15 protein-coding genes and 3 pseudogenes are annotated in these 20,235 nt (G+C 70.1%); 11 read left to right on the forward strand and 7 right to left on the reverse strand.

Features of this window, described 5'->3' with window-relative positions:
- Nucleotides 1–10 precede the first annotated feature (10 nt).
- Nucleotides 11–1,135: a glycosyltransferase family protein gene (locus tag OG505_RS04630; RefSeq protein ID WP_405431234.1), complete on the reverse strand. Its 1,125-nt coding sequence runs from the start codon at nt 1,133–1,135 to the stop codon at nt 11–13.
- A 170-nt stretch (nt 1,136–1,305) separates the two neighbouring features.
- Between OG505_RS04630 and galE the strand changes: the two genes are divergently transcribed.
- Nucleotides 1,306–2,262: a UDP-glucose 4-epimerase GalE gene (galE, locus tag OG505_RS04635; RefSeq protein ID WP_405431236.1), complete on the forward strand. Its 957-nt coding sequence runs from the start codon at nt 1,306–1,308 to the stop codon at nt 2,260–2,262.
- A 29-nt stretch (nt 2,263–2,291) separates the two neighbouring features.
- Nucleotides 2,292–3,551 carry an FAD-binding protein gene (locus OG505_RS04640; protein ID WP_405431237.1) on the forward strand — a complete coding sequence of 420 codons (1,260 nt, stop codon included), beginning with the start codon at nt 2,292–2,294 and terminating at the stop codon, nt 3,549–3,551.
- 88 nt (nt 3,552–3,639) lie between these two features.
- On the opposite strand, the pseudogene OG505_RS04645 reads toward OG505_RS04640, so the two are convergent.
- Nucleotides 3,640–3,842: pseudogene (locus OG505_RS04645) on the reverse strand (transposase); the annotation flags it as partial.
- Here OG505_RS04645 and OG505_RS04650 point away from each other — a divergent pair.
- The gene (locus OG505_RS04650; RefSeq protein ID WP_405431239.1) at nt 3,829–4,656 is read left to right on the forward strand and encodes an RNA-guided endonuclease InsQ/TnpB family protein; all 828 of its coding nucleotides are present in this window, start codon (nt 3,829–3,831) and stop codon (nt 4,654–4,656) included. The pseudogene OG505_RS04645 and the gene OG505_RS04650 overlap by 14 nt on opposite strands.
- Before the next feature lie 42 nt (nt 4,657–4,698).
- On the opposite strand, the gene OG505_RS04655 is transcribed toward OG505_RS04650, so the two are convergent.
- The 3 genes from OG505_RS04655 to OG505_RS04665 all read right to left on the reverse strand — a co-directional run bounded on the left by OG505_RS04655 (nt 4,699) and on the right by OG505_RS04665 (nt 8,654).
- On the reverse strand, nt 4,699–5,877 hold the full coding sequence (locus OG505_RS04655) for a cytochrome P450 (RefSeq protein ID WP_405431240.1): 1,179 nt from the start codon (nt 5,875–5,877) through the stop codon (nt 4,699–4,701).
- Complete coding sequence (locus tag OG505_RS04660) at nt 5,874–7,136, reverse strand: condensation domain-containing protein (RefSeq protein ID WP_405431241.1); 1,263 nt, start codon at nt 7,134–7,136, stop codon at nt 5,874–5,876. Before OG505_RS04660 ends, OG505_RS04655 begins: the two co-directional genes overlap by 4 nt.
- 246 nt (nt 7,137–7,382) lie before the next feature.
- Nucleotides 7,383–8,654 carry a helix-turn-helix domain-containing protein gene (locus OG505_RS04665; protein ID WP_405431242.1) on the reverse strand — a complete coding sequence of 424 codons (1,272 nt, stop codon included), beginning with the start codon at nt 8,652–8,654 and terminating at the stop codon, nt 7,383–7,385.
- 256 nt (nt 8,655–8,910) lie between these two features.
- On the opposite strand from OG505_RS04665, the gene OG505_RS04670 reads away from it, so the two are divergent.
- From OG505_RS04670 to OG505_RS04685, 4 genes and pseudogenes are all read left to right on the forward strand, one after another.
- Nucleotides 8,911–10,215 (forward strand): aspartate aminotransferase family protein, encoded by a 1,305-nt coding sequence (locus OG505_RS04670; RefSeq protein ID WP_405431244.1) that lies wholly within the window; start codon nt 8,911–8,913, stop codon nt 10,213–10,215.
- A 56-nt stretch (nt 10,216–10,271) separates the two neighbouring features.
- Nucleotides 10,272–11,324 carry a polysaccharide deacetylase family protein gene (locus tag OG505_RS04675; RefSeq protein WP_405431245.1) on the forward strand — a complete coding sequence of 351 codons (1,053 nt, stop codon included), beginning with the start codon at nt 10,272–10,274 and terminating at the stop codon, nt 11,322–11,324.
- 10 nt (nt 11,325–11,334) lie between these two features.
- The gene (locus OG505_RS04680; RefSeq protein WP_405431247.1) at nt 11,335–11,733 is read left to right on the forward strand and encodes a peptidase inhibitor family I36 protein; all 399 of its coding nucleotides are present in this window, start codon (nt 11,335–11,337) and stop codon (nt 11,731–11,733) included.
- 25 nt (nt 11,734–11,758) lie between these two features.
- Nucleotides 11,759–12,018: pseudogene (locus tag OG505_RS04685) on the forward strand (transposase); the annotation flags it as partial.
- A 369-nt stretch (nt 12,019–12,387) separates the two neighbouring features.
- Here the strand turns inward: OG505_RS04685 and OG505_RS04690 are convergent.
- On the reverse strand, nt 12,388–13,518 hold the full coding sequence (locus tag OG505_RS04690) for a LacI family DNA-binding transcriptional regulator (RefSeq protein WP_405431249.1): 1,131 nt from the start codon (nt 13,516–13,518) through the stop codon (nt 12,388–12,390).
- A 563-nt stretch (nt 13,519–14,081) separates the two neighbouring features.
- On the opposite strand from OG505_RS04690, the gene OG505_RS04695 reads away from it, so the two are divergent.
- Nucleotides 14,082–16,772 (forward strand): RICIN domain-containing protein, encoded by a 2,691-nt coding sequence (locus tag OG505_RS04695; RefSeq protein WP_405431250.1) that lies wholly within the window; start codon nt 14,082–14,084, stop codon nt 16,770–16,772.
- 248 nt (nt 16,773–17,020) lie between these two features.
- Nucleotides 17,021–17,353 carry a hypothetical protein gene (locus OG505_RS04700; protein ID WP_405434894.1) on the forward strand — a complete coding sequence of 111 codons (333 nt, stop codon included), beginning with the start codon at nt 17,021–17,023 and terminating at the stop codon, nt 17,351–17,353.
- Here the strand turns inward: OG505_RS04700 and OG505_RS04705 are convergent.
- Nucleotides 17,241–18,530: pseudogene (locus OG505_RS04705) on the reverse strand (IS701 family transposase). The gene OG505_RS04700 and the pseudogene OG505_RS04705 sit on opposite strands and share 113 nt — an antisense overlap.
- Before the next feature lie 440 nt (nt 18,531–18,970).
- On the opposite strand from OG505_RS04705, the gene OG505_RS04710 reads away from it, so the two are divergent.
- Both OG505_RS04710 and OG505_RS04715 read left to right on the forward strand, forming a co-directional pair.
- Nucleotides 18,971–19,510 carry a PadR family transcriptional regulator gene (locus OG505_RS04710; RefSeq protein WP_405431251.1) on the forward strand — a complete coding sequence of 180 codons (540 nt, stop codon included), beginning with the start codon at nt 18,971–18,973 and terminating at the stop codon, nt 19,508–19,510.
- Nucleotides 19,507–20,235: an ABC transporter ATP-binding protein gene (locus OG505_RS04715; protein ID WP_405431252.1), complete on the forward strand. Its 729-nt coding sequence runs from the start codon at nt 19,507–19,509 to the stop codon at nt 20,233–20,235. Before OG505_RS04710 ends, OG505_RS04715 begins: the two co-directional genes overlap by 4 nt.

Genomic DNA, 20,235 nt, shown 5'->3' on the forward strand with positions numbered 1-20,235 from the left:
CCCCCCGGACTCACAGGCCGATGCGATCCAGCAGGCCCGCCGACGAGCCGGTGAACCGGCGGGCAGCCAGGTCCCGGGCGCGTGCGGCGAACTCCTCCCGGCCCGCCAGGAACGTCCGCAGCACGTCCGGGCTCAGCCCGTCCGAGCGCATGCCGATACCGAAGTGTTCGAGCATCATGGCGTTGAACTGCTGCTCGTACACGTCAAACGGGAGGCCGAGCACCGGCTTGTGCAGGTACAGGCATTCCGACAGCAGCTGGTGGCCGGCGGTCGACACCACGGCCGAACACGAGCGCAGGGCCTCGGTGAACTTCTGCCGGTCGAACGGGGACACCGTGACGTTCTGCGGTGCGTCGTCGATCGGCCGGTTGGTGAACACGGTGAAGGTGACCTGCGGGAACTCGGCGAGCGCGGCCAGGAACCCGGCGGGATCCTGGTGCAGCGGCGCGTACGGCGACAGGTACACCACCACCGACGTGTCGTCGACCTCGGGCACGAGCAGCGGGATGTCCGGGCGGAGGATCGGCTCGATCAGCTCGCCGGAGTACCGCTCGTCGCGGTCCCACTCCATCGGGAAGAACGACGAGGCGATCCGGTGGTCGGCCGCCGGGAAGAAGTACCGCAGCTTTGCCGCCTCGTGCCAACGCGTGTAGCCACCGGCGTCGGGCGTGCGGTACATCAGGAACTTGCTCTGCTGCTCGGTGGTGACCAGGCGGGAGCCGAGCATGTACGCGATCTGCGCGCTGGCCGGCTCGTAGTCGGTCAGCACGACGTCCGGCGCGCCGCCGAGCTGCTCGACGACCTGCTCGCACAGTGCGAAGTTCCACGCGTCGCCGCGCGGGTCGAGCGCGCGCCCGTTGTCGGCGCTGCGGCTGACATCGATGCCGGTTGGCGTCATTGCGACCCAGCCTCCGGGATGGTGGGTGGGCACGGCGATCGGCACGTGCGCGGGGAACGCCTCGTCGAGCGCGGCGATGCCGTCGCCGAAGGTGACGATCGCGACCTGGTGCCCGCGCTGCTGTAGCTGGCTCACCAGGTTCAACTGGCGGGACGCGTGTCCGTTGCCCATCCCGCAGGCGCCGACGAGGACACGCTGCGCGGCGGGGGCGGAGGGCGGGACGCCGGATTCGGCCATGGTAGGTCCTTTCCAGTTTCGACGCGGTGCGGTCCCGCCAACTGTTGCATGGGGTTGCCTAGGCTGGCAATGTTAGGCGAATATTGGCAACATCCATATTGTCATGGCAGGCACAGCCGAGCGGTTCCGCAGCGGAGGACAACCGTCATGAAGCATCTTCGGACCACATCATGAGCTGGCTGGTGGTGGGCGGCGCGGGGTATATCGGCTCGCACGTCGTGCGCCGACTACACACCGAGGGCGAGCGGGTGGTCGTGCTCGACGACCTGTCCAACGGCCGGCGGGAACGGGTCCCGCGGAGCGTGCCGCTCATCGTCGCCAGCAGCGGCGACCGCGACGCCGTCTGCGACGCGTTGGACCGGCACCGGATCACCGGCGTCGTCAACCTCGCTGCCCGCAAGTCCGGCCCCGAGTCCGTCGAGGAGCCGTTGGGGTACTACCGGGACAACGTCGAGAACATGCGGGTGCTCCTTGAGGCGATGGTCGAGAAGGGTGTCCGGCGGGTGCTCTTCTCGTCCAGCGCAGCGGTCTACGGCCGGCCGGCGGCGACGCGGGTCGACGAGGAAACCCCCACCGAGCCGATCAATCCCTACGGCGAGACGAAGCTGATGTGCGAGTGGATGCTCCGCTCGGCGGGCAACGCACACGGGCTGTCCTGGATCGCCCTGCGCTACTTCAACGTGGTGGGTGTCGAGGACCCGGTGTGTTGCGAGACCAACGGCGACAACCTCTTCCCGCTGGTGTTCCGGCGGATCACCGCGGGCGAGCCGGCCGTGGTCTGCGGCTGCAACTTCCCCACCCCGGACGGCACCGGCGTGCGTGACTACGTGCACGTGTCCGACGTCGCCGACGCGCACGCGGCCGCAGTCGCCCGGCTCGAGACCGACGCGTGCGCGGAGGTGTACAACGTCGGCACCGGCGACGGCTACTCGGTCCTCGAAGTGCTCGACGCCGTCCGCGAGGTGACCGGTCTGCCGGTCGACGTCGAGATTCAGCCCGCGCGGCCCGGCGACCCGTCCGAGGTGGTGGCCGAGGTCGACAAAATCGGGCGCGATCTCGGTTGGAAGGCCAGCAACGGCCTGCCGGAGATGGTCTACAGCACCTGGCAGGCGTTCCGCCGGACGTGACCGCCCGGCCCCCGACGATCGGAGCTCGCATGCACGGCACCTCGCCGCCCCTGCACAACTGGGCGGGCAACCTCACCTACGGCGCCACCCGGCTGCACCGGCCGACGACGCTCGACGAACTGCGCCGCACGGTGTCCGGCAGCCCTCGTATCCGCGCGCTGGGCACCGGCCACTCGTTCAGCCGCGCCGCTGACACCACCGCGGAACTCGTCCGCATGGACCGGATGCCGGACACGGTGCGGATCGACGCCGAGGCGGGCGCCGTCGAGGTCTCTGGCGGCACGACGTACGCGCACCTGGCCAGCAGGCTGCACCGAGCCGGCTTCGCGCTGGCCAACCTCGCGTCCCTGCCACACATCTCGGTGGCCGGGTCGTGCTCCACCGGCACCCATGGATCCGGCGAGACGCAACGGTCGCTGGCCGCCGCCGTCCGCGCGATCCAGCTGGTCGGCGCCGACGGCGACCTAGTCGAGCTCGACCGCGACCGTGACCCCGCCGGGTTTCCCGGCGCGGTGGTCACCCTCGGCGCGCTCGGGATCGTGACCCGGCTGACGCTCGACATCGAGCCGGCGTACGAGGTGGCGCAACGGGTTCGGCTCGACGTGCCGCTGGACGAGATCGCGGCACGACTCGACGAGGTGTTCGCCGCGGCGTACAGCGTGAGTCTTTTCACCTCGTGGCGCACCGGCCGGGCCGTCGTGTTCTTGAAGCGGCGCACCGACCGGCCGGCCGGGAACTGGGCGGGTGGCCGCGCGGCGACCGCGCCGGTGCACCCGGTGCCCGAGCAGCCCGCCGACAACTGCACCGAGCAGCAAGACCGGCCCGGTCCGTGGCATGAACGGCTGCCGCACTTTCGCCCCGACTACGTCCCCGGGTCCGGTGCGGAGCTGCAGTCCGAGTACTTCCTGCCGCGCGAGTCCGCCGCCGCGGCGATCGCGGCTCTGCGCGGGCTCGGCGACATAATGGCGCCGGTCCTGCAGATCTCCGAACTGCGCGCGGTGCGCGGCGACGAGCTGTGGCTCAGCCCCGCGTGCGGCCGGGACACGGTCACCGTCCACTTCACCTGGGTGGACGACCTGGCCGCCGTGACGCCGGTGATCGGGGCGGTCGAGGAGCGGCTGCGCCCGTTCCAGCCGCGGCCGCACTGGGGCAAGCTGACCCTGATGCGGCCGGACGAGATCGTCGCCGCCTATCCGCGGGCCACCGACTTCGTGAAGCTGTTGGAGACGATGGACCCCGGCGGCACGTTCGGCAACGCGTTCGTCGAGGCACTCTTTCCGCGGGCTTGACCCGGCTCTACCTACCGGGGACTGCTACCGAAATGCCGGCTGGTGCACCGCCTTCAGGGTGGTGGTGAAAGGCCGTGCGGGAGGGCCGTCAAGGCCCGAGTGTGCCCTGGACCGGATGGTTCTGTTGCTCGATGTACTGCCTCAGGACGCTCAGGGGTGCCCCGCGACGGAGCCGGCGAAGTACGACGCCGACCACAGGCGGCTGGCGCGGTAGTAGCGGCGGACAAGGTCAGGGAACTCTTGGCGCAGCCGCCGGCTGGACACACCCTTGAGAGAGTTGACCAGCTTCGCCGACAACGGTCGACTGCGGCTGCCGAAGATCGGCGATCTGGAAGTCCGTTGGTCGCGGGAGTTGCCGGCTGCGCCGACGTCGGTGACGGTGGTCCGAGACGCCGCCGGTCGGCACTTCGCCTCGTTCGTGGTGCAGACCGCCGACCAGCCGTTGCCCGAGCTGGACTCGGAGGTCGGCATCGACCTGGGGTTGACGCACTTCGCGGTGATGTCCGACGGGACGAAGGTGACCGCGCCGAAGTTCCTGCGCCGTGCAGCCCGCAAGCTGCGCCGGTTGCAGCAGGGCTTGTTCCGTAAGCAGCGGGGCAGCAACAACCGCAAGAAGGCCGTCCGGAAGGTCGCCCGCGCGCATGCGAAGGTGGCGGACACCCGGCGGGACTGGCAGCACAAGCTTTCGACGCAGATCATCCGTGACAACCAAGCGGTGTTCGTCGAGGACCTGTGCGTGGCCGGTCTCGCCCGGACACGGTTGGCGAAGTCGGTGCACGACGCTGGGTGGTCGCAGTTCGTGGCCATGCTGGAGTACAAGGCCGCCCGGTATGGGCGCACCTTCGCCCGGGTAGATCGGTTCTTCCCGTCGACGCGCATGTGCTCGGACTGCGGCCGGATCAACGACAAGATGGCGCTCAACGTTCGGACGTGGGGCTGCCCATGCGGGAGCCTGCACGACCGGGACGTGAACGCCGCCAGGATCATCAGGGCCGCCGGACGGGCGGACCTCAACGACCGTGGAGCGCAGGTAAGACCGGCACCCGTGCCGGCACCGCGCAGGGAAGCGGTAACCCGCCGGGAGCTTGCCCCTTCGGGGGCGTAGCAGACCGGAATCTCCACCCCTTCAGGGCGGAGAGGGCCTCAATTACCGTGGGACCAGGCGCAGTGGCAGTGACTCCGGGCCGGACACCGCGATCGAGCTGATCCGGTGCACCGGCCCGCACAGTTCGATCCGCGCGGTACGCTCCAGCAGCTCCTTGAGGAGCAGGCGCATCTGGCTGCGGGCCAGCGTGGCACCGAGACAGAAATGCTCGCCCGACCCGAGCGCCAGGTGCCGGTTCGGGCTGCGGCCCACGTCGAACCGGTACGGCTCGGGGAACACGTCCTCGTCCCGGTTGGCCGACGGCACCCAGAGCACCACCCGGTCACCGGCGGCGATGGTCTGGCCGGCCACCTCGCAGTCCCGCGTCGCCGTGCGCATGCTGTGCGTCGCGCTGGAGGTCCATCGCAGGATCTCCTCGACGGCGCCGGGCAGTGCCTCCGGATCCTCGGCGAGACGCCTCCACTCGTCCGGGTGCTGCACGAGGGCCAGCATGCCGCCGGCGACGGCGAGCCCGCCGTTCTCCGTCGCGCCGATGATGTTCTCGCAGTTGAGGAGGATCTCCTCCTCGGTGAGCAGCTCGCCGTCTATCGTGCCGCCGAGCAGGGCACTGACCAGGTCGTCGGTGGGCTCGGCGGTGCGCCGGCCCATGAGGTCGATGAAGTACCGCATCAGGTCCTGATGGGCAGCGAGGGACACGCCCGCGGCGAACGCCTCGTTGGTCCACCGGAAGAGGCGCTCGTGGTCGTGGCGTGGCACGCCGATGATGCCGCCGATGAGGTACATCGACAGCCGCCCGGCGACGTCGTGCGCGAACTCGCAGGTGCCGTCGGCGGGCAGCCGGTCGAGCACGTCGCGCACCGCCTGGAGTGTCGTCTCCTCCAGATCGCGCACGGCCCGGGTGCTGAACCAGTCGGCGACGACGGCTCGCAACTGCTTGTGCCGCGGCGGATCGGACAGCGCCAGGGTCAGGCCGCCGCCGGGATCCACACCGCGGTCGACCGGGCGCAGCAGCACGCCGTGCCGGGAGGAGAACGTCTCCGGGTCGCGGTAGACCGCACGCACGTCGTCGTAGCGGGTCATCGACCAGAACGCCGGCAGCGCCGTCGCGGGGTGGCGGTGCACCGGCGCGTGGCGGCGCATCCAGCGCCACACCTCGTGCGGGTCGCCGTGTGCGTGCAGCTCCGGATCGGTCAGCACCTCCGGTGTCACGGCTGTGGTCATGGCCGGCCTCCCGTGGTGCTGGGACGAAGCCGCCCTTCATAAAGCCCGGCGATCGTCGCGGCGCAGGACCGCGCGACCGTGTCGGGCCGGAAGCACACCGTCAACGTCAGCCCGTCGTCGGCCGGCCACAACTCCGTGTAAAGGTCGAGTGGCAGGTCCAGATAGGGCTGGCGGACGAACGTGGTGCGCAGGTCGTCGAGCGGCAGCTGGACGGACGTGTCGTCCTGCACCGCGAACAGGGTCCGGAAGATCGGCGGCAACGGCTCTCCGGACTGGCCCGATGGCGGGATCAGATCCTGGAACGGCACGTCCCGCGTGGTGCTGAAGAGCCGGCCCACCGCGCTGACGCCGGCCGCCCCGCCGTTGAGCGCGGCACCGCGCAGCCGGATGCAGGTCAGCGCGGTGTGGCAGCCGATCGCGTCGTCGAGGTCCTGGTCGTGCCGCTGCGACACCGGCACGCCGATCGTGAAGTCCCGCAGGCCGGTCGCCTCTGCGAACGCTGCGGCGTACTCCGCGAGCAGCACGGTGAACTCGTTCGCGCCGGTCTGGGCGGACCACCGCCGCACACCGGCCCGGACGTCGGCCGGCAGCGACACGTGGATCATCTCCGGACCCGCGGCCGCGGCCTCGGCTGGTTCCGTGGGCCATCGCAAGGGCGGGACGTCGGCCAGCTCGATGCGCTGCTGCTCGCGTCGCGCGTGCAGCGCCGGATCCGCGCGGCGACGCACATAGTGGCGGTGGACGTGCGCCAGTCTCCGGGGCGCCGCCATGACGGAGGCGGGATCCCTGCCGCGCACCACCGCGTTGTACGCCGTCGCGAGATCCCGTGCCAGCACCGACTCCGACCACCCGTCGAAGGCGATGTGGTGCACGACGCACCCGATCACGGCGTGCGGCCCGGCGGACGCCACGGCCACCCGCCAGACGTCGGCCTCCTCGACGAGCAGTTCGCCCGCGAGTAGCGCGCGGAGCGCGGCAATGGCCGCGTCCACGGAGGGCTGGTCGGGGAGCTCCTCCAGCGGCGGCGGGTCCACGTCGAGCACCTGGGCGACGGGCGTGGGCTCCGCGCGGTAGGCCGCCTGCAGCGGCTCGTGCCGCCGGTGCACCGCCGCGACGGCCACGGCCAGCGCCTCCCGGTCCAGCTGCCCGTCGACCACCCAGGTGAGTAGGCAGTGCGACGTCAGGTCGCTCGGATCGAGCAGGTGGCGGGTGAGATAGAGCAGCTGGGTGTCGGTCAGCGGCACCAGGTCGTCGGGCACCGGCGCGGTGCTTCGAGGGTGCGCCGGTGCCGCCTCCCGGGCGCGGGGACTGTCGGCGACACTGCCGCTCCGACTGTCCGCCGGGAGACCGGTGGCCAGGCCAACCATCGTTGCCGGATCTGGTTGCACGTGTTTCTCCCCGTGATGTGCACCCTCGATGTCATCGATGGTTCGAGGTTGTCACGAGGTTGTCCATGGTGGCAACCCGAATCATGGGAGCGCGCCCAGCCCGTACCGGAAAGATTGTCAGCGGACGCGCGAGCGCGCTCGGCTCTGCTTCGGCGCGGCGGGGTATCCGGCCGCGAGCGTCTTGGCGAGCACGCGCCAGATCTCCGCGACCAGCTCGAGGTTGTGCGCGGCCTCGCTCTGCCTTGCCAGGCTCTGCAGTGCCTCGATGCCGCCCTCGTGGTCGCCGTCGGCGATCCGCAGCCGCCCGCATAGCGCGCCGAACCGGATGCGGTCCCGGAACGACAGCAGGGCCGGCTCGTCGCCGACCTGGGCGCAGATCTCCCGCGCCTCGTCCAGCCGGTCTTCCCCGAACGCCAGGTGGGCGCGTAGCGTCAGCAGTTGCTGCTGGTGCAGCTCGGTGCCGACCAGGCCGATCACCGGGGCTACCTCTTCCAGCACCGTGCGGGCGTGGTCGGTGACGGGCGGGCTGGCCTGTAGATACAGCGAGGCGGCGGCCAGCCGGAGCCGGATCCACATGACCAGGTCCCGGCGGCTGTCCAGGATGAGCAGTGCCTGCTCGAGCAGCTCGCGGGCGCCGGCATGGTCGTTCTGCCGCACGCGCACGGTGGCGGCGGCCCACAGCGCCTCCGCATGGTGCTTGTCGCCGGCCGGCTCGGTCAGCGCGCACAGCTCGTCGACGTGCGTGCGCGCCTCGCCGACCAGGCCGAGCTCGGCCTCCGCGGAGACCAAGGACTGTAGGGCGGCGACGCGGTCGCTCAACGGGATCTCGTCGGCGAACCGGAGCGCCTCAGCCGCGTGCTCGCGCGCCGCGACGTTGTCACCCCGGATGCGGGCGCAGCGGGACAGTTGGGTGCGGGCGCGTGCCTGCAGGGTCGGGATGCCCAGCTCGTCACTCAGTTCGACGAGCTCGCCGAACAACGCGTACTCGTCGTCGACGCGTCCCTGCCGGCCCCGTGCGCCGGCCAGTAACCACAAGCCCTCCCAGCGCAGCGCCGGATCCCACTCCTCGCCGGTGCGCAACGCTTCCGCGAGCGTGTCGGCGATGTCGTCGTCGGCGCCGGAGATGACCGCGGCCAGGATCGGCGCCACGACCGACGTCTGGACGGCGGCCGGACCGGCCTCGCCCGGTGGCGCCTCGAACTCGGTCATCGGCACATTCAGCCGCTTCGCCAGGTATTCCGCGACCCGAAACTTCGGGCGGCGGGCGCCGGACTCGAGCCGGGACAGATAGCCCGTCGAGATCACGTCGCCGGCGAGGGACGCCTGTGACAGCCCACGCTTGATCCGCAGGGCCCGGAGGCGCTGGCCGAAGGTCGGCTGCTCGAACATTTGCTCCTCGCTGGTTCCTCGCAGTCGGCATTCCATGCTGGCACCGACCGACAATGCATCGTGTGCCTACTATGCCAGGTCAGGTCGCCATTGGACCAACTTTGGCACATCTGCCCGCTGGTGTATTGGGGCGAATTCGGTGCGTAACGGAGTTGTGGAGTTCCGAGCAGCGCAAACTCTTGGCAAGTTTGGTAACCTCGTCAGGCAATAGTTGCCAACTAGGGCGGCACCCGTTTTCGCGGACGAGGAGCAGACCATGGCCAGCAGCAACCAGCGGCACCTCGGCGCAGACCCGGCCGGGCAACGCGACCGCCGATACGTCTGGCACACCTGGTCGCCGGTGGACCCCGAGCGGTCGCATCCGATGTTCTCGCACGGCGAGGGTTACCGGCTCTGGGATGTGCACGGACGGGAGTTCATCGAGGCATCGGCGCTCAACTCGACGTGTGGCTACGCGCACCCGGCCGTGGTGCGCAGCCTCGCCGAGCAGGCGGGCCGGCTGCAGCACGTCGACCTGTCACTCAGTACGCACGAGCTCGCCGGCGTCCTGGCCGAGCGGCTCGCGTCTTACCTGCCCGGCCCGCTCAACCGGACGCTGTTCGTCAACAGCGGTTCCGAGGGCATCGACGCAGCCGTGCTGATGGCCGTCCAGTTCGCCGAGCACGCCGGCCGCCCCCGGTCGCGGGTCATCTCGTTCGCCCGCGGCTACCAGGGCGCCACACTGCTCAGCCGCAGCCTGTCGAGCCTGCCGCGCAACCGGCACCCGCTGCCCGCTCCGGTGCCGGCCACGCTCGTCAACCTGCCGGTGCCGCCGCGAGAGCTGCGCCGGCCGGAGTCACTCCCGGTGCTGCTGGAGGCGTTCGCGCGGGCGATCGACGCGGATTCGGCCGAGCCGCCGGCCGCGGTGGTCGTCGAGCCGTTCCTCAACGTCGGCGGCGGTGTGGTGCTGCCGGACGGTTTCCTCACCGGCCTGCGGCAGCTGTGTGACCGGGTCGGTGCGCTGCTCGTCGTCGACGAGGTGTTCACCGCGTACGGCCGGTGCGGGCGGATGTTCGCGGTCAACCGCGAGGATGTGATCCCCGACATCGTGGTGTCCAGCAAGGGCCTGGCCGGTGGCTACGCGGCGATCGCGGCTGTGACCGTGACCGACCGGGTGCACGACAGCTTCAGTGCCGATCCGGTGCTGGGCGGCCTGCGCTACGGGCACACCACGTCCGGCCACGCCGTCGCCTGCGCTGCGGCTCTCGCCACGCTCGACGTCGTGGAGAAGGAGCAGCTGATCGAGCGCGCCGAGCGGCTGGGCGGCGCGCTGCTGGACCGGCTGGCGCCGCTGGCCGGGTCCGGTGACGTGGTCGATGTCCGGCGGCTCGGGCTCATCGTCGCTATCGAGCTGACTTCGGAGGCCGCCGCGACCGCGGTGGTGGAGCGTGCCCGGGACGCCGGGCTGCTGGTGCGCCGGCAGAGCGACGCGGTCCTGATCGTGCCGCCGCTCGTCATCGACGACGACGGTGTCGAGCAGCTGCTGGAGAGGCTGGGGGTAGCGCTGCCAGTCCGGGTGTGAGTCCACCCCGGTGTGCGTCCCCGGGGTGTGAGGCAAGACCGACGGAAGGAGGAAACATGCGGTACGCGGCAGTCGCGTGGGGTGCCGATGGCTACCAGGTCGCGGTCGTCGACGAGCATGGACGGCAGCCGGTCGAGCTGGTGCTGTTCGGCCGGGGACGACTCGCGGCCCTGGTGGCGTATGTGCGCACCACCGCCGGATCTGCGGTGGTGGACAGCACCAACGGGATAGTCGACGGCCAGCTGATGGCGGCCGGACTGCCGGTCTACCGGGCCGACCCACACGTTCTGCCGCCCCGGCCCGGGTTCGGTTCCGTTCCGGCGATCGATATCGCCCGGGCGGCGCAGCGCGACCTCTCCGCGCTGACCCGGCTGGAACGCCACCGCGGCACCCAGACCGGCCGCGAGGACGAGCTGGCGGCCGTCATCGCCCGCAGCGAGCCGGCCCTCGCCGCGGCCACGGCGGCCGGACGCTGCCTGAGCCACGGCGACCGGGCCCGGCCGGAGGTAGCGCTGACCTTCGACGACGGCCCCCAGCCGCCGTACACCGGTCAGGTCCTGGACGTCCTGGAACGATATGGCGTCCCGGCCACGTTCTTCAGCGTCGGCCTGCACGCCGGAGGCCATCCGGACGAGCTGGTGCGGATGCGGGAGCAGGGCCACCAGGTCGGCAACCACACCTGGTCCCACCCGTTCCTGCAGGAGCTGTCCCGCACGGAGCTGGCGGACCAGGTGCAGCGGGCCGGCGAGGCGGTGGCCACGGCGAGCGGCGGACCGGTGCCGTCGTGTTTCCGGCCGCCGTACGGTTCGCGCACCCCGCAGGTCATCGGCTGGTTGCGCGAGCTGGATCCAACGGTCGTGCTCTGGGACGCCGAGGCGGAGGACTGGGCGATGCCCGGCGCCGATGTCATCGCCCGCCGGATCCTCGACCGGGCCCGTCCCGGTTCGGTCATCCTGCTGCATGACGGCGGTGGCGACCGGTCGCAGACCGTCGCGGCCCTGCCGCCGATTATCGAAGGGCTCCTCGCGCGCGGGTATCGGTTCGTGCCCGTGGAGGCGCTCACCCCACCCGTTTCATCCCCTAGTTCGGTCAGTATCGCCATTGTTTAGAGGAGATCTCATGTCCAACGGAACCACGCGCGTCCGCCTGCTGGTGGCCACCGTGCTCTGCGCCGCCGCCCCGGCGCTGTCGCTGACCGCTACTCCGGTGAACGCGTCCGCCACCGGTGCGGCGGCCGACAGCACGTGCGCGTCAACCCGCACGCTCTGCCTGTGGGACGGCACCAACTACACCGGTGAGCGCTTCACCGCGCAGGCGGCCGACCCGACCATCGGCACGTGTGTCAGCCTCGCGGCCCACGGCTGGGGCAACGGCCGCGCCGAGTCCGCCCGCAACACCGCCAACCAGCCCGCCCGCCTGTACACCAGCACCAACTGCACCGGCAGCTACTACCAGATCATGCCCGCTGGCTCCTACGGCTCGATCAGCTACAACTCCAACAGCGTCTACGTGTACTGAGCGCCGGCCGCGGCCCACGGACTTCATCGCTGCCCACACCCAACTCCGGCTGGCCCGGCCCCTCGCCGCTGACCTGCGCCACCCGTAGGAGCGACCAGCCCGACCCGAACGACTCACCCCGGCCCACGTCCGCCGCGTATTTCGTCACATCCGCCCGACGACCGCCTGTCCCGCCAGTGCACCGAACCCACCCGGCCAGGTCCTGGACGGCCACCCGGACAACCCAACCGCGAACCCACCTCCCGCCACGACGTGCACACCGTCACCAGCAGCGACAGCCCCTGACGACTTTGCGGGGGCCCTGGGGGAGAGGTGCTTCGGGAATCTGCCGTTCCTGATCAGCGTCAGGGACGTGCGACGGCAGGATGGACAGATCTGACGGCTGCGTGGATGGAGTCTGGATCCCGCTAGGGAGGCGGGGATGGTCGGCGAGTCTTGCCATGACGTGGTCTTCCCTGAGGTAGAGGATCTTGCACCGGCGGTTGGTGGGCTGTTGGGTGCTGGTATGGCCGTGGCGGCATCGAAAGCCGGGGCGTCGATTGATCCAATGAGCTTGCAATCTTCGCCCGCACGCGGGTGCTACCGCCGCTCGTCAGTGACGGCCGGTGCGGGCCTCGGGTGACGTGCCGCCGTAGGTGGACAGATCGAAGCTGATCAGGGCTGGGTGGATGGGACTTCGCTGCCGGCGGGCTGACCGTGCGGGCCACCGTGGGCGTAGGGGATCGCTCGGCGGTTACCTCCCGGGATCGGCCGGGGCGGTGGTGGCGCCGTCGAGGCGCGGACGACGAGCTCGACCGGTCGGTCGGCCGCCGGTGGAAGCTCGACGTCCGGCTTCTCGATGACCTGTACCAGCCGCGCGAGGCCCTGCCGCACGACCTCGTCGAACGGCTGCCGCACGGTGGTGAGCGGGGGAGTGACGTAGGCGGCGACCGGGATGTCGTCGAACCCGACGACGCTGATGTCCTCGGGCACCCGGCGCCCGGCCTCGAGCTGCGCGCGGATGAGACCGATCGCCATGTCGTCGTTCGCGGCGAACACCGCGGTCACGGTGCCGTCGCCGGCCAGTTCTCGGCCCGCCGCGTAGCCGGACGCGGCCGACCAGTCGCCCTCGACGACCGGCGGCTCGTCCGCACCGTGGGCTCGCAGCGCCTCGCGCCAGCCGGCGAGACGGTCCCGTGCCGAATACCACCGCTGCGGGCCGGCCAGGTGATGGACGGTCGCGTGCCCCAACTTCAGCAGGTGCTCGGTCGCGGCCCGCGCGAGTCGGCCCGCGCCGACCCTGGCGGTCACCACCTGCGGCGCGGTGAAGGTGGGCGGCGTGCCGAGGACCAGGACCGGCACGTCGACGCTGATGAGGCCGACGCCCTCGTCGATCGGCTCGGAGATGACGACGCCGTCCACGCCCTGGTCCAGCAGCGACGCCAGGGCGCTCGCGATGCCGCCCGGGTCGCCCTCGATCGTGGTGGCCACCCGCAGCGTGTAGCCCACCTTCCGGACCGCCCGCTCGATGCCCATGAGCCACGACGCCGGCCCGTACAAGGCGCTGCCGAGCGTCACCACGCCGATCGACCGGGTCCGCCCGGAGGCCAGCGCCCGGGCCGCCTGGTTGCGCCGGTAGCCGAGCTCCGCGGCGGCGTCCAGAACCCGCCGGCGCACGTCGGCCGAGACATACGGCTCGTCGTTGAGGACCCTGGACACCGTCTTCTGGGAGACGCCGGCCAGCCGCGCGACGTCCACGCTGCGCGGCGTCGGAGGGCTTCCGCCCGGCCTCGCCAGTCGCGTCACGGCACCTCCCATCGCCGGCCATAGTCCTGTATGATTGCGCAGTCATGTCTACGCAGTCAGGCACTCGCCATCAAGATCCCGTAACCCGCCCTGACGCTGGCAAAGCACGTTCCTTGCCAACACCCTAACTCCAGTTCCGAACCGAACAGGTCAGGCCGGGCCGCCCGCCGACTTCGCCGAGGACCGCAGTGCTGTCCACGCCTTCGACGTGTCACACGGCTGGGTGCCGCAGAGGCGAATCGATTCGCTACTCGATCGGCGCCGCGTCGGTGAGCCGGCGACACGGAATGGCTGAACGCGATGCCCTAGCACTCCGGAAGGGTCGTACTCATTGGCGGCCACTCGAAGCCTGCGCGGCGTCAGGAGCAGGAAGTAACCGCCTCGAAACCTTGACTTTACACTCGATGCACCCATTAATACATATCTATGTATTCGGGCCGCAGTCACCCTTCCCGGGTGGTCGGCGACGCCGGCAGATTTGTCGAATCGATTCGAGTACCGGCCTTGAGGCTGTGCCCTGAACCGGTGTCGCGGAGCTGGCGGATGAGTCACAGGAGGTTGGCATGCATCGTTCGAACGCCCGCCGGCGCGGCTGGTTGCCGGCAGCGGCTGGAGGGCTGGCCGTAGCCGTGGTCGCCGCGAGCGTGGCCCTGGCGATCCACGGGTCGGCCCTGGCCGCGCCGGTCGCGACGCAGAGTGTCGCGGCCGCCGGTGTTGACGGTGTGGCGGCCGGTAACGCCGCGATCGCCTCGGTCGACCTGGCCGGGACCTGGGGCTTCACGCCCGCGGGTCGGGGGGCGACCACGATCGCGGTACCCGGAGGCGGCTGGTACAAGCAGGGCTTCACCGACGTGAACGAGGCGGTGTACTCGCGCAGCATCACCGTGCCGGACTCGGGGCAGCCGCAGTCGACCTGGATCGAGTTCGGCGCCGTCAACCACCAGGCGACACTGTCGGTCGACGGCCGCGTGGTCGCCACCCAGACGACGGCGTTCACCCCGTCGAACTTCGACATCAGCGCATACGCGGCGCCCGGCACCACCCACACGATCACCGTGAACGTGAAGGGCCGCGGCGCGTTGAAGGCATCCAACGGCCGGTACCTGGTGCCCGACGCCGCCACGTGGTCCGAGGCGGTCCCCCAGGGGATCTTCGGGTCCGCGTTCCTGCGGGTGTACCCGGCGGTGTACGTCAGCGACACATTCGTGCGTACGTCGGTGGCGAACAAGACGCTGACCTACGACGTGACGGTGCGGAACACGTCGGGCAGTTCCCGGTCGGTGACGTTGACCGGGTCGCTGTCGTCCAACAACGGAACGGCTTTCAGCTACCCGGCACTGCCCAGCCGTACGGTCACCGTGGCGGCCCGCTCGACCGTGACCGTGACCGTCGGGCCGGTCGCGTGGAACCTCGACAGCACCTCGTACTGGTGGCCCAACGTGCCGTACCGGTCGGGGTACCGGGCGCAGCTGCACGGGCTGACGGTGCATGCCGTCACCGACGACGGCCGGACGAGCGACGCCGAGTACCGGTTCGGGTTCCGGGAGGCCACCCAGAACGGTGACTACTACTACCTCAACGGCGTGCGCGTGAACTTCCGCGGCGACAACCTCCAGGGTGCCGACTACGACCGGATCAACAACAACGGCAAGGGCGACGCGTACCACACCCTGCCCGGCTTCCTGCCCCCGTCGTCCGGCAACGGCGGCTGGCCGCAGGCGGTGGACAACTACCAGCGGCTGAACTACAACGTGGTGCGCATCCACCAGGAGCCCGGGAGCCCGTACATGTTGGATGTCGCCGACGAGATGGGCCTGATGATCATTGACGAGGTCGCGATTCGCGGCTCCCAATCCTCGCAGGAGTGGCAGAACTCCGTCGGGCGCGACAACATGATCAACCACGCCCGTGCGCTGGTCCTGCGCGACCGCAACCACCCCGCGATCATCCGCTGGAGCCAGAACAACGAGCCGAACCAGAGCGGCCAGGATTCCGAACAGTTCGAAAAGGACCTGTACGCGGCGATGAACGGCGCCGACGGCACCCGGCCGATCATTGTCGAGGTGGGCGTCGGCAACAATGTCAGCCTGTATCCCGGGATGACGTACGCCAACTTCGCGGTGATCCCGCACTACGTCGACGGCTTCGGCAGGTACGGGGAGGGCCTGGTCAGCGTGAACGGGCGGCCCGACGGCGAGGGCGAGTTCATCTGGCCGGCATGCAACAACAAGCAGGGCTTCGAGTGGTTCGCCACGGCAACCCTGGCCAAGCGCGGTAAGGGCGCCACCGACTTGCGTCCGTACACGTTGCTGTCCGCCTGGGCCAGCGTCGTGCCCGGCGTGCGGAGCACCGACTTCACCCCGGAGGAGGGCGGTCACCCGATCTACGGTGCGGACAACCTGCCCGACCCGTGGAGCAACCCGCAGATCCAGCGCGTGCAGGCGGCGTTCAACCCGGTGGCCGCGGTCGATCTCCCGTACTGGTCCGCCTCCGGCAATTCGGACTCGAACGGCACCTTCCCGCTGCCGCAGGCGGTACCCAGCTACGCCCGCAACGCCACGGTGACCCGCACCATCACCGTGTTCAACGACGACTTCACCAACACCTCGGTGGGCTTCGCCTGGACCGCCCGGCTCGACAGCCCCACCGGCGCGGTCGTCGCGTCCGGCAGCACGACCCTGACCGTCCCGCTCGGCTCACGGGTCACCCAACCGGTTTCCTTCACCGCCCCGGCCACCGGCAGCCGCGTGTACCTGCAGCTGTCGACCACGAAGTCCGGCAGCACCGTCTTCACCGACGCGGTCGAGTACCTCAACCTCGGCGGAAGCGGCGGAACCGGGCCCACTCCCGGCACCTACCGCATCGTCAACCGCAACAGCGGAAAGCCCCTCGCCATCGCCGGCAACTCCACCGCCGACGGCGCCAAGGCGGTCCAGCAGAGCGGCACTCCCACCTGGACGATCAGCACCACGCAGGACGCCTACACCCTGCGCTACACCGCCTCCGGAAAGGTCCTCGACGTCAACGGCGGCAGCACCACGGCGGGTCTGCAACTGCAGCAGTGGTCGGCCAATGGCGGTACCAACCAGTCGTGGTACCTGCGGCCCACCGGTGACGGCTACTACACCATCGTCAGCCAGGCCAGCGGACTGGCAGCCGACGTCTACGCCGCCTCGACCAGCGACGGGGCGCAGGTCGTGCAGTGGACCGCCAACGGCGGGACCAACCAGCAGTGGCAGTTCGTACCCGCCTGACCAGTGGCAGAGATGAGTGTCAAGTTCGGCCGCCGGTAACGGGCTGCCGATTGTCGTGCCGACTCGGGGGCACGGTTTGTGCGCCCGAGTCGGCCGCGATCAATCACGGTGGGACACGAGCTACCGATCCGAACAGACTCGGGCCGGTCCGCTCGCTACCCATACGTGAGCCAGGCCCGGGCGTCGCGGCTGAGTGCACGGACGGTCGAACGGCGTACTGGCAGTTGGATTCGGGCATCATGGAAGACATGGTCGACCGTTCCGGCAACAAGCGCACTCGCCGCATTGATGCTTCAGCGTTGGTGCGCGCCGTGACGGTCGTCGCCGGAACAGCAACGGTCGGGCTCGCCATCGCCGACGAGCAGCTGTCGACCGCCCAGGTCTGCTGGCTCGTGCTCGGCGTGATCCTCGCGACGGCCGGCACGTCGCGCTCGAACAACTCGGGCTTAGTACTGCAACGGCAGTTGGTTAGGGGTAGCCGTGTCGTCGGTAGTGGCAGGTCCGGGCTTGGTGTTGGCGTCGTCGGCGCCAGTGGGACCAGGCCCAGACGCGCTCTGGTGGTTGAGTTGATCGCACTATGAGAGCGGTGAGCAGTCTTCGGATCTCCGGTACGGTGTAGCCGATCATCATGTCGTCGCCGGAGCTGGATCCCCTTTTGCGGTAAGGGATCGCGCGACCGACAGCCAGGCGTGGGCGGCCATGGACAGGGTGATGTGGGCGTACCAGGCTCGCCAGTCACGGACCTGGTACTCGTCGAGACCTGCTTCGTTCTTGGCCTGCTGGAAGCACTCCTCGATCGCCCACCGCGCCCCCGCGATGCGGGCCAGGTCGACCAGGCGGGTGCGGCGTGGTCCGTAGCAGACGTAGTACGCGATCTCCCCGGTCGTCATGCTCCGGCGTGCGAGGAGCCAGTGCCCCCGGCCAGGCTGCCAGCAGATACGCGCCGGCACCCGCGCCCACCAGTACTCCCGAGGCCCGTGCGCACCGGCGCCAGCGGACAGCCGGCACCACGCCCGAGCCGGCAGGGCGGCGATCAGCGCGTCCGCCCGGGCGGCGCCCATCGTGGTGGTGATCATGTCGTCGTTGCGGCGGGTCGCGACCACATAACCCACATCCCGGTGTTCCAACCAGACCCGCAGGGATTTCGACTGGCCGTAGGCCTCGTCCATCGTCACCCACCCGACCGGCACCCCAGCGTCCAACGCCCGGGCCAACATGTCCCGGGCCATCTGCACCTTCGTGGCGAACTGCACCTCGGATCCCCGCTGCCCGACACCGGTCCCGGTCATCGGTCCACGACGCCGGGAGGTAGAGCTGCCGGTCGATCAGCGCGTGACCCTTCGCTGACCGGTAGGCCAGGAACGTCCCGACCTGGCAATTCTCCGTTCGCCCCGCGGTGCCGGAGTACTGCCGCTGCACCCCGGCCGACCGGGTGCCCTTCTTCAGGAACCCGGTGTCGTCGACGATCAGCACTCCGGCCGGGGCGCCGAGGTGCTCGACCACGTAGTCCCGAACATCGTCACGGACCGCGTCGACATCCCAGTCCGCCCACCGCAACAACCGCTGCATCCCGTCCGGCGACACATCACCGGCCTGCTCAGCCAAGGTCCAACCGTTCTTACGGCCCAGACCCGACACCAGCCCACACAGGTACTGCCGCGCACGCCGCCGCGGCTCCGACCGGCGAAACCGAGGCCCGATCCGAGCATGCAACCGGTCCAACTCCCAATGCCAACGATCAACATCAACGTCCGTCACAGGCAGACCAACGAACGCGAGTCGAACTCGATTCGCCTACTGCCGTTGCAGTATTAAGGCCGCGTCGGTGGGCGTGCTGCAGATCGATGTGGAGCGTTGCGGGTGAGCATGCTGGAGTCCGCCGCTGTTCCGTCATTCGAGACACCGATCCCACGTGCAGTGCTCTGACCTGGCCCTTCAGGCTGGAGACCTCTTCGGCGAATCCGAAGGCGTCAGCACTGGTGGTCCTGGTCGTGGTCGGGTGGCATCCGCTCATGCCGATGAGCGTGCACGTGGCGTCGTTGATCAGCGAGGGCTGTGATCCTTGCCGCCTCTAGCACATCCGCGCAGAACACCATCGAGGTAGGCGGCCGGCTCTGTCTGGCTGCGCCCCTCCCCTTCCGATTTGACAGCGCTATAGATAGCGGTTATCTATTGTCGGTCGACGGAGGTGTGTCTGGGTGCAGGATGTGGTGCTGGCCATGCTGGCGAAGGAGCCGGCGCACGGGTACGAGCTGCGTAGCCGGATGCGTGGCGCACTCGGTCCGCTCGGCGAGGCGATGAACGCCGGGCAGATCTACGTGACGCTGGCCCGGCTTGCGAAGGCCGGGCTGGTGACCTCGGAGCGGGCCGAGGGGCTGCCGGACCGGCCGGACCGGCGGGTGTACGCGTTGACTTCGGCGGGGCAGCAGCGGGTCGCCGCCTGGCTGGCCGAAGTGAGTTGGCCGAAGCCGGACCTCGCGGAGTTCCATCTCAAGCTGGTGGCCGCCGTGACGGCGCGGTTGGCCGATCCCGTGGCGCTGGTCGACGCCCAGCGGCGGGAGGTGTTGCGCCGGCTGCGTGACGCCCAGCGGGCCGCACTGGACCGGTCGGTGGACCCGGTTGCCGGGTTGCTGCTGGAGGGTGTCGTGCTGCGGCTGCGGGCCGACCTGGAGTGGTTGGAAGCGTGCGAGCGCATGTGGACCGAGCGTGCTCGGACCGGGGGGAAGGCGGGGGCGTGACGGGATCGACGATGCTGCGGGCACGCGGGGTGACCAGGTGGTACGGCCGGGGAAGCGCACTGGTCCGCGCGGTCGACGAGGTCGACCTGGACGTGCCCGCCGGGCAGACGTTGGCGATCATGGGTCCAAGCGGCTGCGGGAAGTCAACCCTGTTGCACCTGCTGGGCGGGCTGCAACGCCCGACCGACGGCGAGATCTGGCTGGCCGAGCACCGGATCGACGGGATGAGCGAGGGCGGCCTGGCCCGGCTGCGGCGGCATCACATCGGCTTCGTCTTCCAGTCGTTCCACCTCATGGACGAGTTGACCGCGGTGGAGAACGTCGAGCTGGCCGCGTTGCTGGCCGGACAGTCGCCGCGCCGGGCTCGGCAGCGCGCCATGACTCTGCTCGACCGGGTGGGGCTCGCCGACCGCGCCAAGCACCTGCCGTCGGCATTGTCCGGCGGCCAGCGCCAGCGGGTCGCGATCGCCCGCGCGTTGAGCAACGAGCCGCTGGTCGTGCTGGCCGACGAGCCCACCGGGAACCTGGACAGCGCCGCTACCCTGGAGGTGCTGCGGTTGTTCGAGGAGCTGCGTACGACGGGGCAGACGCTGGTGGTGGTCACCCACGACGCGCGCATCGCCGCGGTCGCCGACCGGGTGATCTCCATGCGTGACGGGTCGTTCGCCGACGACAGCCGGCTCGCCGGCACCACCACCGGTACGGTCTACGGTGGGTGGCGCTGA

This window comes from Micromonospora sp. NBC_00617 (assembly GCF_045161355.1).
Taxonomy (GTDB): domain Bacteria; phylum Actinomycetota; class Actinomycetes; order Mycobacteriales; family Micromonosporaceae; genus Micromonospora.